Source organism: Hwanghaeella sp. (assembly GCF_965227365.1).
In the GTDB taxonomy this organism is placed as follows: Bacteria; Pseudomonadota; Alphaproteobacteria; order UBA8366; family Aestuariispiraceae; genus Hwanghaeella.
In genome coordinates, this window is record NZ_OZ245754.1 from 1,805,368 (window position 1) to 1,820,825 (window position 15,458).

Here is a 15,458-nt window from a genome sequence, read left to right on the forward strand (position 1 = left end):
AAGCTTCTGGCGCCCAGGCGACAAAAAAGATGAAGCAAGGCCTCTTTTCCTACGCAGGCATACTCCCGCCGCGTCATGCCCGAAACCATGCACCTTGTCGCAGGCAGGGCCGGGGCTTACCGGGTGATTGAATAAACGGACAGTGACCCGTCAGTCGCCGTTTCGCCACAATAACTGCAGAACGGATCGCCGTTTCAGCCCGGCGATACCAGCCGTAGGGTTCAGCCCGACGGGACAGTGTTCGACGCAACTGCCGTGACTGTGACAGGAATGACAGCCGCTGCTGCGGGAAACCTTGCGCATTGTGTCGCGCTTTTCCGCATGGCGTTCGTCGTTCACCAGGGTCCAGGCGCGATTCAGTGCGGCGGGGCCAAGATATTCCTCGTCCCAGGCCACCACATCGCAGGCCGCATAGCAGACGGCGCAGTTGATGCATTCAATGCCCTCGTCGACGGCTCGTCGCCCGGCGCTTTGCGGGTCGATCCTGGCGAGGGGGGATGTCCGGTCCTCGTTGCCGGCGAAGCGGCCACCCGCCTCCTGCCACTTTTCGAAGAAGCGCGCCATGTCGACGACGAGATCCTTGATCCGAGGCAGGTTGCGCAGCGGTTCGATCGTCAAGGTTCCGTCCTTGCCCATGACCTTGGAGACATGGGTGCGGCAGGTCCATCTCGGCCGGCCGTTCACCGTCATGGCGCAAGATCCGCAGACCCCGACCCGGCAGGCGAAGCGATAGGCCAGCGCCGGTTCCGCGTTCCGCTGAATCCAGGTGACAATGTCCAGGACGGTCTGGCTTTCGCGCAACGGGACCTGGAATTCCTCGAACCTGCGGTCGTCACCCTTGCCGCGGGCGACGCGGACGGTCAGTTGTTCGCCGGAAACACCCGTGGGGCGATCCTTCGGGGCAGCCGAGACGGCTGCCGCGGGAAGGGAGGTGGAATTCATGATGGGAAGCCGATCAATCGATGGTGTCTTCGGTGATGGTGTAGGTGGACGCTTTCCTTGTTTGCTCATCCGGCAGCGGCACCGTCTTGCCGTTCTTCAGGCTGGCCTGAACGGCGGTAACGTCGCTGGTCGCCACAAGATCGCCGGTCTCAACATCGAACATCCGATGCAGGAAGCGGAAATGCTTCTTGCCGACGGCGATGAAGCCGCTTTCGATGCGCACCAATTCCCCGCCGCGCAGTTCGCGGACATATTGAAATACCTGCCGGACCACGGCGATACGGCGCCCATCGGATTTGATCGAGCGGGGCGTGATTCCGATAGCGTGCATCAGGAACCATGTCGCCTGGTCGAAACGCTCGATATATAGGCGCGAATTCATGGTCGATTCCGGGTCGTATTCCGCGGCAAGCACTGCCCCCTTGAAGGTCTCGACCCAATTTCCGCCGCTCTCAGTCTTACTCATTGTTATTCCTCACCGGCCAGTATCCACGGGGTTTTCTTGTTTTTTCCAGTCTAACGCCAGGCATCGCGATACCGCCATCCAAATTCCGTGGCATTGCGCCGCGAATAAATTTCACCTATAAATATTTTATACATAAAATAAATGGTGCGCCATGTGGAAACCCCCTGAAAAAATCCAGTTCCAGCCAAATCCAGGGCCATCCCCGAATGAGCGGGAAGCGTCAGAATCCCTGCTGTTCTCACCTGTCCGGCATGGCTGTTTTAGCCTGGAGACACGGACCTGGGTACCGGCCATGGTGCCCTGGCGGGCGACGGAAGAGGGGGAAGTGACCCGGGATGTCCTGGATTGGTACGAGGCGATGGCGAAAGGCCGACCCGGCGGATTGGTCCTGGAAGCGACGGGTATCCGGGACGTGCCGTCGGGCCCCTTGCTGCGCATCGGACACGACCGTTTCATACCCGGGCTGACCGAACTTTCGAACCGGGTCCGCAAGGCGAGCGGCGGGCAGACCAAACTGTTCATCCAATTGATCGATTTTCTGGCGATCAAACGCCGGCCGGATAAGGAGAAATTCATCCGTCGGTTCCTCGCCGTCTCGGACGATCTACGCGCGCGCATCGGTGCTGAGGAATGGCCGGAGGAAAAGATCCGCGACCATCTGCTGGATATGCCGGACCAGGAACTCGACGCGGTGCTAGATGAACGCACGAGGGAATCTTTACGCATGGGCTATCGCGAACGGGTGACGGATATGGAATTGCCGCATATCGCGGACCTGCCGACCGTGCTGCCCGGATTGTTCGCCGATGCGGCCCTGCGGGCGAAGCAGGCCGGGATCGACGGGGTCGAACTGCATTATGCCCACGCGTATACCATGGCATCCTTCCTGTCCGCCAAGAACACGCGGGAAGACGGCTATGGCGGCCCCCGGGAGAACCGCGTGCGACTGCCGTTGGAAGTCTTCCACGCCGTTCGAGAAGCGGTTGGGGCGGACTATCCGGTCGGCTGCCGATTCCTGGCGGATGAATGCATCGAAGGCGGTGGTACGGTGGAGGATGCGGCGTATTTCGGGGTGGAATTCGCCCGCGCCGGCATGGACTTTCTCTCCACATCGCGCGGTGGCAAGTTCGACGATGCCAAACAGCCGGGCGTGGGGCAGGCGGCCTATCCCTATACGGGACGCAGCGGCTATGAATGCATGCCGCAATATATCTCGGACGCTTTCGGCCCGTTCGGTCGAAACATCGCGCCGACGGCCGCCATCCGAAATGCGGTACGTGAGGCAGGGTTCGAAACGCCTGTGATCGTCACCGGCGGTATCCACGGTTTCCAGATGGCGGAGGAAATCCTGCAATCAGGCCAGGCGGACATCATCGGATCAGCCCGCCAGACGCTCGCCGACCCGGTTTGGTTCCGAAAGGTGAAGCTGGGGCGCGGCGACGAGGTTCGTGTCTGCGAATACACCAATTACTGCGAGGGCCTGGACCAGAAACACAAGATGGTCACCTGCAAATTGTGGGACCGTTTAGATCTGGATGATACCGTACCGCGTACACCGGATGGGAAACGCCGGACGATCGCGCCCGCCTGGGCGGAATAACTGTCCGGCCAAACGGCTGGACAGGAGGGCCGGGCCACAATGACAGGCCTGTTGCCAAGTTTTGGGAATGATCTTCGGGTCGCCGTTGTCGGCGCAAGCGGCGGGGTCGGCGCCGCCATGGCGCTTGCATTGGCGTCCGACCCGTCGGTGCATCTTGTGCATGCTTTGTCGCGATCCGGCGACGTCCCCGAGCATGCAAAGATCCGCCCCGCCCCTTTAGACATCCTACAGGAGGACAGCATCGCCGATGCCGCTTCCGTGATTGGTGGAGAGGCTCTGCATCTGGTCTTCGTCGCGACAGGAATGCTGCATGACGAAGAACGGGGCATCCAGCCCGAGAAGACGTGGCGGTCTATCGATCCCGCGGCGATGAACGCCGTCTTCGCGGTCAACGCGACGGGCCCGGCGCTGGTCGCCAAACATTTCCTCCCGCTGCTCGACAGGAAGCGGAAGTCTGCATTCGCGGCGATTTCCGCACGGGTCGGCAGTATCGCGGACAATGGGCTGGGCGGTTGGTACAGTTATCGCGCGTCAAAAGCGGCGTTGAACCAATTGCTCAAGACTTATGCGATTGAACTTGCCCGCAGGAATCCGACAGCGCTTTGCGTGGGCCTGCATCCCGGGACGGTCGATACGGCCCTTTCGCATCCTTTCCAGCGCGGTGTCCCGGACGGGAAACTGTTCACGCCGGGGAATTCCGCACGCTCGATGCTAGCTGTCCTGGATCGCCTTGGCGCCGACGACAGCGGCGGTTTCTTCGCCTGGGACGGGGAGGCGATACCGTTTTGAGGGGTCAGTTCCCGGCGGCTTTTCCCTCGAGCACCTTAACGATGACCGGCCAGTAGTTATCGCCATAGCCTTCCTCGGCGGCCTCTTCGAACAAGCGGCGGACATTCTCAGCCCCCGTCATCTTAACGCCGACGCTTTTTGCGAGGTCCAGCGCATAATCAAGGTCCTTGGTGGCGTAGAGGGTGGAAAACGCCTGTTCGGGGAAAGTCCCGGGTAACAAGGCCTTCATGCCGTGATTGCGCAGGGCGAAACTGTCGGCCGACCCGTTCGACAGCGCCTTGAACAGAACCTCGCCGTCCATTCCTGCCTTGCGCGCGACGGTCAGGGCCTCGGCCAAGGCGTTGACCGTCTGGAACAGGATCATGTTGTTCAGGATCTTGACCATCTGCCCGGCGCCGGATTCACCGCAATAGGTAATGTCTGTTGCGAAGCAGCGCAGGATGGGTTCGATCCGTGTGAAGGTTTCCGCCATGCCGCCCACGCTGATCGCCAGGGTCCCCTGTTCCGCCGCCTGGCGGGTTCGGGCAACTGGGGCGTCCATGAACGCGACATCCTTCGACGCAAATTTTTCCGAAAGCACCCGGGTCAGATCCACCGGGGTTGTGCTGAGATCGATCACGACCGCGCCCGACTTCGCATGGGCGAATATGCCGTGCACGTCGTTGCAGATTGCTTCGACCTGTTTGCCGCCGGGAAGGGACATCAGGATCATATCGGATTGGTTTACCAGCGCCGCGACCGATGCAGTGGTTTCCACGCCGTCGCTTTCAAGGCGCTTCAACGGTTCCTTGTTCAGGTCGAACGCAAGGACCCGCGGGCTGCCTATATCGTTTCGGCGCAGCGCAAGATTGCGGCACATCGGCTCGCCCATCACGCCTAGTCCGATAAAGCCGATGGTCGTCTTGTCGTTGTTGGTTTTCGTCATGTGCAAGATCCTAAGCTAGCCTGATTGTGTGGTTGCGGGAGACGAAGCGGAATGGCCTTGTATCCGTCATTGGATGGTCCGGATTGTCGTGGTCCGGAGGGAGGGCGGCCGTGCCGACCGATAAAATCGCGGTCGTCAGCACGATGGACTTGCCTTCACCGGCAGACGTTTCTTTCCCTGACGCGCGGGCGCCGGACGGCGTCACCCTTGAATCGGAAACCTGAGAACGACCGAAGTGTATGCAGCCGGATACATCTGTGTAAAGAGAAACGGTCAGAGTGCGCCGGCGGTCGTCAGGATGGTCAAAAATCAGCTGTAAATAGCGATCTTCTTTTCCGATCCTTGGGCCATGATCTTCGCATGTTCCGCCATCACTTCGTCGTATAGCGCAACCGATTCCGGGGAAAACGCGCTGACCGGGTCCGGGACGTATTCGAAATTCCGATGCGTATCCGCGCCGCAGACAGGCATCGCGTAGTCCCTTCCAGCATTCTGCTGCTTCATTTCCGGCGTGATGAACCGGATGACCAGTCCCATCCGCCGATCGTCCGAGACGTTCGGTCCGGATGCGTGGAACATGCGGCCGTGATGAAGGGACATCTGGCCGGGCATCAGAATGACGGGAACTTCATCCTCTTCATTCACTTTCACCGCCATCTCCTGACCGCGGGACAGCAGGTTGTTCTCATCGAACGTGTCGACATGCGGTTGGATCTCGTTCTTGTGGGAACCGGCGACGAATTTCATGCAACCGGACTCGACCGTCGCGGGGGATAACGCGATCCAGGCGGTCACTTCCTGGTCTCCGTAACCCAGGCCCCAATAGGTCAGATCCTGATGCCAGGTGACCACCTTGTTCGTGTGCGCTTCCTTGGTGAAGAACTCAGCGCCCCAACACAGCAGATCCGGTCCCAGGACTTTCTTGACCGCGTCGATCACCTGGGGGTGACGGGCCATCCGGGCGACGGTCGGCAATACGATATGGGCATTGGTACGAAGGTATTTCGCCAGGGGACGGGTGAGGCCTTCCGGCGGGGAAGCCTCGAACGCTTCAACCTCTTTTCGGACGGCCTGCGCTTCGGCGGCAGTCAGCACGTCGATCGGAAAGGCGTATCCGTCGCGCCAATAATCGTCGCCTTTGAATTCGGACACTTGCATGGTCGTTTTCCTCTCGCCGATCTTATTGGAGCAGTTGTCTGACAATGCCAGAATTCCACCGAAAATACAGGGCGATTTGATTTGGCCGCAGGGCATAGGTGCGTTGCATGCTTGGAAAATAGGGCAGGGTGAGCTGCGCCAATGCCGAGACCTTGTCGGCGGCAAACTGTCATAGACCATAGGTAGTATGGTAGGCTGTCGCGCCAACTCAAGAAGTTGGCGTCACCAGCGAGAGGACAGGGAGATGGCTGAAAAGAAAAGCAGCAAGAAACTCAGCGCCAAAGACGAGAAGGCGCTGAGGGCTTTTGTGCGGGCCCGCGCGGAGGATTTCCTGCGCGACCCGAACATTACTTCCGTCGGGATCGGACGCAAGAACGGCGATGGCGATATCTGCCTGCAGTTCACCGTCGGGGAGAAGGGCGAGTCCGCGATTGAAACCCTGGGCTCCCGCCGTATTCCGGAAAGCATAGAGATCGACGGCAGGAGTTTCCCGACCGATGTGCTGGAACGGTCCTTCAAGCCTTCCTACAAATTGGTGGAGGCGGAACAACTGAATGAAAGGCGGCGTCGCGCCGACCCGATGGTACCCGGCATCAGCGTGTCGCATCGATTGGGCACCGCCGGCACGCTGGGCCTCGTGGTTTTTGACCGGGCCACCGGAACGCCATGCATCCTGTCAAATTGGCATGTGTTGAATGGCAACCGGGGCCGCATAGGCGACATTGTCGTGCAGCCCGGCCCTTACGACGACGACAATACCAGCCAGAACACAGCCGGTATCTTGGTGCGTAGCCATCTCGGCGCGGCCGGCGATTGCGCGCTGGCGCGCATCCTGCACCGGGATTTCGAACGCGAGGTGCTTGAGATCGGGACCACGCCGTCCCGCATGGCGCGGGTCGCCCTGGGGGATGCGGTCATCAAGTCGGGCCGGACGACAGCTGTGACCCGGGGGATCGTGCGTCGTATCGACGTCATGGTGCAGATCGACTACGGCGGTCAAACGGGCCGGCAGGCGATCGGTTGCTTCGAAATCGGGCCCGATCCGGATCATCTTCCGGGAAACGGAGAGATCAGCATGGGTGGGGATTCAGGCTCCGCCTGGTTGATCCATGACGGCGACAAGCCGACCGACATCTTCGCGGGTCTGCATTTCGCGGGGGAAGTGGGCGACGCCGATGAGCATGCATTGGCCTGTTACCCGCTATCGGTCCAGAAAAAGCTCGATTTCGTGCTGGACCCGCCGGTATCGGCGGCGGCGGTTCATCCGGCGATGGAAACGGCCGTGGCCCGGACCGGTTATGACCCACAGTTCCTGGGAATTCCCGTGCCGGAGCCGGTCTTGTCCCGGGCGCATCGGAAGGACGCGCTGGATTTCGACGGCAGGCGCGTCATTCCCTATACGCATTTTTCCGTCTGCCTGAGCAAGAGCCGACGCATGGCGCGCTACGCGGCCTGGAACATCGACGGGACGCGCCGGGTGATCCTGGGCAGCAAATCCTTCAAGTTGGATCCCCGTATCGACGAGCGCTACCAGATCGGCGAAGCGCTGTATGCGAGCAACCCGGTGGATCGCGGGCATGTGGCCCGTCGGGCGGAATTGTGTTGGGGCCCGGTTCCGGAGGCGAAGCAGGCGAATGAGGATTCGTACTATTTCACCAACATTGCCCCCCAGCATGAACGCTTCAACCGGTCTTCCTATGGCGGGCTATGGGGAAAGTTGGAGAATCTCGTCTTCGAGCAGGCGGATGTGCAGGACCTCAGAATCTCAGTGATCGGAGGTCCGGTCCTGCGAGACGACGACATAGAGTATCGCGGCGTGCAGATCCCGAACGCGTTCTGGAAGGTGATCGCCTATCTCGGCACGGACGGAAAACTGCGCTGCGGTGCTTTCGTGCTGTCGCAAAGCGATCTGTTGAATCGGCTCGAAGCCTTCGATCTCAGTGAATTCCATCTCTTTCAGTTGTCCCTGCCGGAGTTGAACGTGATGACCGGGCTCGGTTTCGAAGACTTGTATGACGCGGATACCAAGACCAATCCGGAATTGGCGACGCCGTTACGCGATCTCGAGGAAATGGCGCCGCCCGAACAGAGGATGGTTGAGATCCTGACCGCGAGCGATATTCGGTTATAGGCGGATCAAGGTTTCGACGTTGCGAACGGGGCGGCAGTGATCCGGATGCCGGTTTCATGCGAATACAGGCATGGAACAGGAGGCCAGGGCCATGTTGCGTTTCGTATCGACTGCCTTTGTGACGATTGCCGTTCTGCTTGCCGCGCCTTCCGCGGCCGTTGCACAGGAACTCGACCTGCTGAAGGGGCAGGGGCTCGTGTTGATGCTTCGGCATGCCTATGCGCCGGGCACGGGCGATCCGGCAAATTTCGATGTCGATCGCTGCGAGACGCAACGTAACCTGAATGGCCGCGGCCGCGACCAGTCCCGTGAATGGGGGGATCGTTTGCGGGCGGGCGGCATCGTGCCGAGCCGTATTCTCTCCAGCCAATGGTGCCGCTGCCTGGAAACGGCGGAATTGATGCAGGTGGGTGAGGTCGAACCGTTCTGGCCGCTGAATTCATTCTTTGAACTGCGGCAGGACCGTGAGAAGAACCTGGATGCACTGCGAAACGAATTTGCGTCGCTCCCGACCGACGGTCCTGTTGTCGTGATGGTCACACATCAGGTGACGATCACCGCGATCACGGGTCGCGGTGTCTCCTCAGGCGAAGGCTGGGTTCTGAAACTGAACGGAACGCGGGAGCCGGAGGTGATCGGCTCTATCCCCGCGCCGTAGCTCATAGCTGGCAGGGTCGACGATCAAACCCCCAGATAGCGTTCGGTGAGCGTGGCGTCACCCATCAGGCTCTTGGAATCGCCGCTCCATACCACCGCGCCTTTTTCGACGATGTAGTGGCGGTCCGCTATACGGGCCAGATCGGCGATGTTCTTGTCGATCACAAGGATCGACTGGCCGGCGTTTTTCAAACGCTCCAAGACGTTCCAGATATCCTGCCGGATCAGCGGCGCGAGGCCCTCGGTCGCTTCGTCCAGGATCAGCAGTTTCGGATTGGTCATCAGCGCGCGGCCGATGGCCAGCATTTGCTGTTCACCACCGGAAAGCAGGTTCGCCATGCCGTTGCGGCGTTCCTTCAGCGAGGGGAAGAAATCGAAAATGGCGTCCAGCGTCCAGGGATCGCTGCGGCCCTGTCGGTTTGCGGATGTGGCTACCAGATTTTCCGTCACGGTCAGATTCGGGAAGACCTGGCGGCCTTCTGGCACAAGGCCCAGTCCGGCCTGCGCCATGGCATAGGACGGATGGCCGGTCATGTCCTGCCCATCGAATTCAACCCTGCCGCCGGCCGGCTTGGTGATGCCCATGATGGAATGCACGGTCGTCGTCTTGCCCATGCCGTTTCGGCCGATCAGGGTGACGACTTCACCGGATTTTACTTCCAGCGCCATGCCGAAGAGGGCCTGGCTGGCGCCGTAATAGGTTTCCAATGCTTCGACGCGCAGCATGTCAGGCGGCCTCCTCACCAAGATAGGCGCGTTTGACCTCTTCGTTTGACCGGATCGCATCCGGCGTATCGGTCGCGATGATGGCGCCATAGACCAGGACTGAAATCCGGTCCGCCAAGGCAAAGACCGCGTCCATGTCGTGTTCGATCAGAAGCATGGTCTTGGCGCCCTTCAGCTTCCCGAGGATCTCGACCATGCGGCTGGATTCTTCCGGACCCATCCCCGCCATCGGTTCGTCCAGCAGCAGCAGCTTCGGATCGGTGGCGAGCGCCATGGCGATTTCCAATTGCCGGTGTTCGCCATGGCTGACGGCATTGGCGATGCGGGTGGCTTTGTCGTCCAATCCCACTTTCGCCAGATATTCCATTGCCGGTTCGGTCAGTGACTTGTCCTTGGCGGCCGCGCCCCAGAACCGGAACGAGTGTCCCTGATGAGCCTGGATCGCCAGCGCCACGTTTTCCAGCAAGGTCATGTCCTGGAATACGCTCGTGATCTGAAAAGACCGCGCGAGGCCCATATGCGACCGCGCATGCATCGGCTGTCGGGTGATGTTTCGGCCGGCGAAAAGGATTTCCCCGGAATCCGGCAGCATCTCACCGGACAGTTGAGAGATCAGAGTCGTCTTGCCTGCGCCGTTGGGTCCGATGATGGCGTGCAGTTCGCCCTCGGTGACGTCGAGGCTGACATGAGAGGTGGCGTGCACGCCGCCAAAGCTCTTGTTGAGGTCGCGGACTTCCATCAAGGCCATCACACCGCCTCCTTCTTCTTGGAGAACCAGGTCCGCAGCAGGCCCGCGATTCCACCTCGGACGAAGAGGACCACCAGGACCAGCAGCAGGCCGAAGATCAGATGCCAATAGGTCGTGATGGCCGACAGGATTTCCTCGATCACAAGGAAGGCGAGAACACCGTAAACCGGGCCGAAGATGGTGGCCGTGCCGCCAAGGACGACCATGAAGATCAGTTCCCCGGACCGGGTCCAGTCCATCATCTCGGGGCTGATGAATTCGGTGAAGTTGCCCAGCAGCGCGCCGGCATAGCCGCAGATCGCACCGGAGATGACATAGGCGGTCAGCCGGTACCGATAGGTCGGATAGCCCAGGGCACCCATGCGGCGTTCGTTCGACTTGGAGCCTTTGACGACCATGCCGAAGCGCGAATTGGTCAGCCGGTAGACGATGAACAGCACGACGGCCAGCGACGCCAGGCAAATGTAGTAGAAACTGGTGTCGTCATACAGATCGACGAGGCCGTTGAAATCGCTGCGTTCATAGATGATCAGACCGTCGTCGCCGCCGTATTCCTCCAGCGAGACGAAGCCGTAGAACATCATCTGCCCGAACGCCATGGTGATCATGATGAAGTGAACGCCCTTGGTGCGCAGGCTGATCGCCCCGGTCACCAGCGCGTAGAGCGCGGAGAAGAGGACCGCCAGGGCTATATGCAGGAAACCGCCATATTCGTCGTAATAGGCCGGTATGCCGACGCTATACGCGCCGATCCCCAGAAAGGCCGCATGGCCGAAACTGACCATGCCGCCGAAGCCCAGGATCAGGTTAAGGCTGGCCGCGGCGATTGCCAGAATCAGCATGCGGGTGAAGACGTCCAGCCAGAAGGCCTGGTCCAGCAGCTCGATGACAGGCGGGGCAATCGCGAGCAGGGCCATGACGACGATGCCGATCTGAAGCCAGCGCGGCGCGGAGAAAATGGATTTGCGGGAAGATGACATGATGGCTGGACCGTTATCGAACTTTCGGCGGGAACAGGCCTTGCGGACGCACGGCCAGAACGATCGCCATCAGGATATAGACGAGCATGGCGGAGATGGCGGGGGCCGCCGTTTCCGCATTTTCGGCGCCCATGAACAGCTTCAGGAACTGGTCCAGATAGGACCGTCCCAGCGTGTCGATCAGGCCCACGATCAGCGCACCGACGAAGGCGCCCTTGATGGACCCGATACCGCCGATGATGATCACGACGAAGGCGACGATGATGATCTCGTTCCCCATGCCGATACTGGCTTCCGTGATCGGGGAAATCATCATGCCGGCCAGTCCGGCGATGGCGGCACCCGCCGCGAAAACCAGCGTGAACAGCTTCTTGATGTCCACGCCCAGTGCCTCGACCATCGTGCGGTTGGAGGCGCCGGCGCGGATCAGCATGCCGACCCGCGTTTTCGTGACCACGTAGTAAAGACCGGCGGCCACGGCCAGGCCGACCAGGATGATCATCACCCGGTAGGTCGGGATGACGATATCGTCGGTCGGGCGGATCTGACTGTCGAGCCATTCGGGCAGCGGGATCGCCATGCCGCCGGCGCCCCAGATCAGATGCACGCCGGTATCGAAAATCAGGATCAAGCCGAAGGTCGCCAGCACATGGTCCAGGTGATCGCGCTGATAAAGCCGGCGCACCACACTCAATTCGGTCAGATAACCCACCGCCAGGGTGAGCGGGATGCCCAGGATCACGCCGATTACGAAGTTGCCGGTAAGCGCCGTGATCGTGCCGCAGACATAGGCGCCGATCATGTAGAAGGCACCGTGGGCCAGGTTGATGAAGTCCATGATCCCGAACACGAGCGTCAGGCCCGCGCAGACCAGGAAGAGCAGCACGCCGAGCTGCATGCCGTTCAGTAATTGGATGATGACTAGGGATGCGTCCATTTCGGGCTCAAATACAGGCTCGTTCTTCGGGAAGGGCGGGGGTCGGCGGGCGGGGCGTCGATGTCGACCATCTGGGGCGACCGTCCGGCGCGACCGTCAAGGAAAGCGGCGGGGCGGTGAGGCCGCCGCCGCCTTCTATCACGGTCGTTGACCGACTACATCTTGCATTCGGACGCGTAGACATCCTGGTGCATGTCATAGACGGTGGAGACGATCTTGGTCGTCCACTTGCCATCCGCATCGGCGACGGTTTCGCGCAGATACAGGTTCGAGATCGGGAAGTGGTTGTTGCCGATCTTGATGTTACCGCGGGTCGGCAGGTAGGTGACTTCCTCCATGGCCTTGCGCAGCGCGTCCTTGTCCGCGAGGTTGCCGCCGACTTTCTCGACAGCCTGCTTGATGAAGAACATCGCGTCATAGGACTGGGCGCCGTAGAAGGACGGGTATTCGCCGTGCTTCGCCTTATAGTCGGCGACGAACTTTTTGTTTTCCGGCGTGTCCAGGTCGGGCGACCAGGTCTGCGTGGCGAATGAGCCGAGAACACCCGTCAGCCCGCCTTCCTGTAGCCGCGGCAGCGACAGCGCGTCGACGGTGAACACGGTGTAGAGCTTCATGCTTTCGCCCAGGCCCGCCTGTTCGAACTGCTTGATGAAGGCGCCGCCCGCCTTACCCGGATAGAAGACCCAGATCGCTTCCGCGCCGGAGGCCTTGGCCTTCGCCAGTTCCGCGGAGAAATCGAGCTGCGCGTCCTTACCCCACTTGGTCAGGTCCTTGCCCTTGATCTCGCCCCTGAAGGTGCGTTCCACCCCGGCGGCCATGTCCTTACCGGCGGCATAGTTCGGGGCCATGATGTAGACCGACTTCACGCCGTTCTGGTTCAGCACTTCGCCCAGCGCCATCGGCGTCTGATCGTTCTGCCAGGAGACGGAGAAGAAGTTCTTGTCGCAACGCTTTCCGGCCAGCTGGGACGGGCCCGCATTGGCCGAGATCAGGAATGTGTCGGCGTCCAGTACGGCACGGGACGAGGCCAAGAGGACGTGGCTCCAGATGAAGCCGGTGACGAAGTTCACTTCATCCTGCTTCACCAGTTTTTCGGCTTTTTGCTTGCCGATTTCCGGCTTGAACCCGTCATCCTCGAAGATGACCTCGACGTCGAGGTTACCCATTTTGCCGCCCATATGTTCGACGGCGAGCTCGGCGGCGTTTTTCATGTCGTTACCGATCACGGCGGCCGGCGTTGTCAACGTCGTGACGAAACCGATCTTAACGCTGTCCGCCAGGACAGGCGTTGCCATCATCGTCGCAGCCAAAGCCGCGCTAATAAAACTCTTCTTCATAAGTTTTCTCCCAGATGCCAGAGCGCAATCTGTTAAGTTAAAGACCCTGTTCCAGCGACCTTGGCGGCCGTCTTATTCTCGGCTCTTAGGAACGCTTCTTCGCGGGCCAGAATGGCGCATTCAAGCCGGTACTTCCAGCCCGCGATTCATAGAAACTTTATATGTAAAATATTTCTATGTGAAGCTTTCCCTTTGCCGAGCCTTTACATTAGAAAACGCCGGATTTTCGCGCCGCTCATGCGCCTCAATCCGTATAGCGGACCGAGATTTCCCCCAGACCGTCGACACCGCCTTTCAGGGTGTTGCCCGATACCACGGGACCGACGCCGGCCGGGGTTCCCGTGTAGATCAGATCGCCGGGATACAGGCGGTGATACTTGGAAAGATCCGCGATCGTCTCCTCGACGTTCCAGATCATTTCGGCAAGGTCGGCGTCCTGCCGCATTTCGTCGTTGACCGATACCCAGATGCGGCCCTTGTTCATCGCCGGGCCGCCATCGGCCTTGGTGATCGCGCCGATCGGCGCGCCGTACTGGAAATTCTTGCCGTTGTCCCAGGGGCGGCCCTTTTCGCGCATCTTGATCTGCAGGTCACGCCGCGTCATGTCGAGGCCGACCGCATAGCCATAGATGTAGCTGGAAGTCTCTTCCTGCGGAATTTCGAACCCTTCCTTGCCGATGGCCACGACCAGTTCGATCTCATGATGGAAATTGCTGGTTTGCGGCGGATAGGGCAAAGGCACGGTTTCGCCGTCCGGGCAGTTGACGATGCAATAGCGGCCCTTCTTGAAGAAGAACGGCGGGTCGCGGTCTTCGCCGAAACCCATTTCCTTACGGTGTTCCCAGTAGTTGCGCCCGACGCAGTAGATTTCCCCGACAGGGAAGTATTCATCGGTCCCGCGGATCGGGACGGCAGTCGTGGCGGGCGGGTCGAAACAGAATTGCATATGCGGTTTCCTCATTTGCGTCGTGATATTGTTTGGCAGGCCAACGGAAGTCCAGAGGAGTCTCAGGATGCATCCCGCTGTTCGTTCCAGATACCGAGTTTCTCTTGCATGCCCTTGTCGGAATACACAAACAAGATCAGGTCGTCCTGGGCTTCGAATTCATGTCGATGCCAACTGGGGATGACAAAGATATCCCTCGGTTTCAGATCGTAGGTGATGTCGCCGATGGAAACCTTGCCCGTTCCTTCGACGACGGTTGCCACCATCGAATCCGTTGCCCGGTATCCCGCCGTTTTGAAGCCTTTCGGCAGCATTTGAACAAAGGCGGCGATTGTCGGCATGACCGGTCCACCGTCGGCAGGATTGATGAACTGCAGCTTCAGCCCCAAATTCGGGTCCCATTCCGTACCGTCGCGCATCTTCTCCAGCGCCTCGCGGTACTCCGCATAGGGATAATGGAAAACGGGGGAGGATTTCGCCGGCGCTTCGTATCCGACGGGCAGCATGTTGGACCCGTAACGGATGCGGCTGTCGCCCGGCGGGCGGCGGTCCAACTGATACTCGTCATTCCCCTGTTGGGCGAAACTGGCATCGAAGAAACGGATCGTCGGGATGTCCAGCCCATCCAGCCAGACCATGGGGCCGTCGCTTTGGTTGCCGTGGTCGTGCCATTGCCAACTCGGCGTCAGGATCAAATCCCATTCCTTCATGATCGCGCGTTCGCCGTCCACGGCCGTATAGGCACCGTCGCCCTCCATGACGAAGCGAAGGGCGCATTGCGTGTGGCGGTGGCACGGGGCGATCTCCCCCGGCATGATCAGCTGCAGCCCGGCATAGAGCGACTGGGTCACGGCCGATTGTCCGGGGAGACCGGGATTTTCCAAGATCAGCACCCGTCGTTCGGCTTCCTTGGCCGTGATCAGGTCGGCGGACGCCATGACATAGGGGCGGACCTCATCGTAGCGCCAACGCACAGTCTGAACCGGTGTGTCCGGTTCCTTGGCGACAAGGGCGTGAAGAACCTCCCATAACGGCGCCATGTTGTGCGGACGGATCTCGTCATAGAAGGCCTTGCGGTCCGCCGGTATCGCTTTTTCCGTACTCATCCCTGTGCGT

At 60.3% G+C, this 15,458-nt stretch carries 15 protein-coding genes; 4 read left to right on the forward strand and 11 right to left on the reverse strand.

Going from position 1 to position 15,458, the window contains the following annotated elements:
* Positions 1 to 150: 150 nt before the first annotated feature.
* Both ACQK2G_RS08085 and ACQK2G_RS08090 read right to left on the reverse strand, forming a co-directional pair.
* Positions 151 to 942: a succinate dehydrogenase/fumarate reductase iron-sulfur subunit gene (locus ACQK2G_RS08085; RefSeq protein ID WP_425404517.1), complete on the reverse strand. Its 792-nt coding sequence runs from the start codon at positions 940 to 942 to the stop codon at positions 151 to 153.
* 13 nt (positions 943 to 955) lie between these two features.
* Positions 956 to 1,408: an acyl-CoA thioesterase gene (locus ACQK2G_RS08090; RefSeq protein WP_425404518.1), complete on the reverse strand. Its 453-nt coding sequence runs from the start codon at positions 1,406 to 1,408 to the stop codon at positions 956 to 958.
* A 292-nt stretch (positions 1,409 to 1,700) separates the two neighbouring features.
* Between ACQK2G_RS08090 and ACQK2G_RS08095 the strand changes: the two genes are divergently transcribed.
* Together ACQK2G_RS08095 and ACQK2G_RS08100 are read left to right on the forward strand one after the other, a co-directional pair.
* On the forward strand, positions 1,701 to 3,008 hold the full coding sequence (locus ACQK2G_RS08095; protein WP_425404519.1) for a hypothetical protein: 1,308 nt from the start codon (positions 1,701 to 1,703) through the stop codon (positions 3,006 to 3,008).
* A 39-nt stretch (positions 3,009 to 3,047) separates the two neighbouring features.
* The gene (locus ACQK2G_RS08100; RefSeq protein ID WP_425404520.1) at positions 3,048 to 3,797 is read left to right on the forward strand and encodes an SDR family NAD(P)-dependent oxidoreductase; all 750 of its coding nucleotides are present in this window, start codon (positions 3,048 to 3,050) and stop codon (positions 3,795 to 3,797) included.
* Between the two features lie 4 nt (positions 3,798 to 3,801).
* Here the strand turns inward: ACQK2G_RS08100 and ACQK2G_RS08105 are convergent, their stop codons facing one another.
* Entirely contained in the window at positions 3,802 to 4,722 is a 921-nt protein-coding gene (locus tag ACQK2G_RS08105) for an NAD(P)-dependent oxidoreductase (protein WP_425404521.1), read from the reverse strand.
* Positions 4,723 to 5,031: 309 nt separating this feature from the next.
* Complete coding sequence (locus ACQK2G_RS08110; RefSeq protein ID WP_425404522.1) at positions 5,032 to 5,880, reverse strand: phytanoyl-CoA dioxygenase family protein; 849 nt, start codon at positions 5,878 to 5,880, stop codon at positions 5,032 to 5,034.
* Positions 5,881 to 6,124: 244 nt separating this feature from the next.
* On the opposite strand from ACQK2G_RS08110, the gene ACQK2G_RS08115 reads away from it, so the two are divergent.
* Positions 6,125 to 8,011 (forward strand): DNA/RNA non-specific endonuclease, encoded by a 1,887-nt coding sequence (locus ACQK2G_RS08115; protein WP_425404523.1) that lies wholly within the window; start codon positions 6,125 to 6,127, stop codon positions 8,009 to 8,011.
* Positions 8,012 to 8,102: 91 nt separating this feature from the next.
* Complete coding sequence (locus ACQK2G_RS08120; protein WP_425404524.1) at positions 8,103 to 8,669, forward strand: histidine phosphatase family protein; 567 nt, start codon at positions 8,103 to 8,105, stop codon at positions 8,667 to 8,669.
* Positions 8,670 to 8,692: 23 nt separating this feature from the next.
* On the opposite strand, the gene ACQK2G_RS08125 is transcribed toward ACQK2G_RS08120, so the two are convergent.
* From ACQK2G_RS08125 to gtdA, 7 genes are all read right to left on the reverse strand, one after another.
* Positions 8,693 to 9,394 carry an ABC transporter ATP-binding protein gene (locus ACQK2G_RS08125; protein ID WP_425404525.1) on the reverse strand — a complete coding sequence of 234 codons (702 nt, stop codon included), beginning with the start codon at positions 9,392 to 9,394 and terminating at the stop codon, positions 8,693 to 8,695.
* A 1-nt stretch (position 9,395) separates the two neighbouring features.
* A complete protein-coding gene (locus tag ACQK2G_RS08130; protein WP_425404526.1) occupies positions 9,396 to 10,142 on the reverse strand; it encodes an ABC transporter ATP-binding protein in 747 nt (248 codons plus the stop codon).
* Complete coding sequence (locus ACQK2G_RS08135; RefSeq protein ID WP_425404527.1) at positions 10,142 to 11,122, reverse strand: branched-chain amino acid ABC transporter permease; 981 nt, start codon at positions 11,120 to 11,122, stop codon at positions 10,142 to 10,144. Before ACQK2G_RS08135 ends, ACQK2G_RS08130 begins: the two co-directional genes overlap by 1 nt.
* Positions 11,123 to 11,135: 13 nt before the next feature.
* Entirely contained in the window at positions 11,136 to 12,059 is a 924-nt protein-coding gene (locus ACQK2G_RS08140) for a branched-chain amino acid ABC transporter permease (RefSeq protein ID WP_425404528.1), read from the reverse strand.
* A gap of 155 nt (positions 12,060 to 12,214) precedes the next feature.
* Positions 12,215 to 13,396 carry an ABC transporter substrate-binding protein gene (locus tag ACQK2G_RS08145; protein ID WP_425404529.1) on the reverse strand — a complete coding sequence of 394 codons (1,182 nt, stop codon included), beginning with the start codon at positions 13,394 to 13,396 and terminating at the stop codon, positions 12,215 to 12,217.
* A gap of 244 nt (positions 13,397 to 13,640) precedes the next feature.
* Positions 13,641 to 14,342, reverse strand: coding sequence for a fumarylacetoacetate hydrolase family protein (locus ACQK2G_RS08150; RefSeq protein ID WP_425404530.1), 702 nt, complete (start codon positions 14,340 to 14,342; stop codon positions 13,641 to 13,643).
* 62 nt (positions 14,343 to 14,404) lie between these two features.
* Entirely contained in the window at positions 14,405 to 15,448 is a 1,044-nt protein-coding gene (gene gtdA, locus ACQK2G_RS08155; protein WP_425404531.1) for a gentisate 1,2-dioxygenase, read from the reverse strand.
* Between the last annotated feature and the right edge of the window lie 10 nt (positions 15,449 to 15,458).

Bases quoted from the DNA above. Each gene is read 5' to 3' on its own strand.
- ACQK2G_RS08085 (WP_425404517.1), bottom strand. From the start codon at position 942: ATGAATTCCACCTCCCTTCCCGCGGCAGCCGTCTCGGCTGCCCCGAAG.
- ACQK2G_RS08090 (WP_425404518.1), bottom strand. From the start codon at position 1,408: ATGAGTAAGACTGAGAGCGGCGGAAATTGGGTCGAGACCTTCAAGGGG.
- ACQK2G_RS08095 (WP_425404519.1), top strand. From the start codon at position 1,701: ATGGTGCCCTGGCGGGCGACGGAAGAGGGGGAAGTGACCCGGGATGTC.
- ACQK2G_RS08100 (WP_425404520.1), top strand. From the start codon at position 3,048: ATGACAGGCCTGTTGCCAAGTTTTGGGAATGATCTTCGGGTCGCCGTT.
- ACQK2G_RS08105 (WP_425404521.1), bottom strand. From the start codon at position 4,722: ATGACGAAAACCAACAACGACAAGACGACCATCGGCTTTATCGGACTA.
- ACQK2G_RS08110 (WP_425404522.1), bottom strand. From the start codon at position 5,880: ATGCAAGTGTCCGAATTCAAAGGCGACGATTATTGGCGCGACGGATAC.
- ACQK2G_RS08115 (WP_425404523.1), top strand. From the start codon at position 6,125: ATGGCTGAAAAGAAAAGCAGCAAGAAACTCAGCGCCAAAGACGAGAAG.
- ACQK2G_RS08120 (WP_425404524.1), top strand. From the start codon at position 8,103: ATGTTGCGTTTCGTATCGACTGCCTTTGTGACGATTGCCGTTCTGCTT.
- ACQK2G_RS08125 (WP_425404525.1), bottom strand. From the start codon at position 9,394: ATGCTGCGCGTCGAAGCATTGGAAACCTATTACGGCGCCAGCCAGGCC.
- ACQK2G_RS08130 (WP_425404526.1), bottom strand. From the start codon at position 10,142: ATGGCCTTGATGGAAGTCCGCGACCTCAACAAGAGCTTTGGCGGCGTG.
- ACQK2G_RS08135 (WP_425404527.1), bottom strand. From the start codon at position 11,122: ATGTCATCTTCCCGCAAATCCATTTTCTCCGCGCCGCGCTGGCTTCAG.
- ACQK2G_RS08140 (WP_425404528.1), bottom strand. From the start codon at position 12,059: ATGGACGCATCCCTAGTCATCATCCAATTACTGAACGGCATGCAGCTC.
- ACQK2G_RS08145 (WP_425404529.1), bottom strand. From the start codon at position 13,396: ATGAAGAAGAGTTTTATTAGCGCGGCTTTGGCTGCGACGATGATGGCA.
- ACQK2G_RS08150 (WP_425404530.1), bottom strand. From the start codon at position 14,342: ATGCAATTCTGTTTCGACCCGCCCGCCACGACTGCCGTCCCGATCCGC.
- gtdA (WP_425404531.1), bottom strand. From the start codon at position 15,448: ATGAGTACGGAAAAAGCGATACCGGCGGACCGCAAGGCCTTCTATGAC.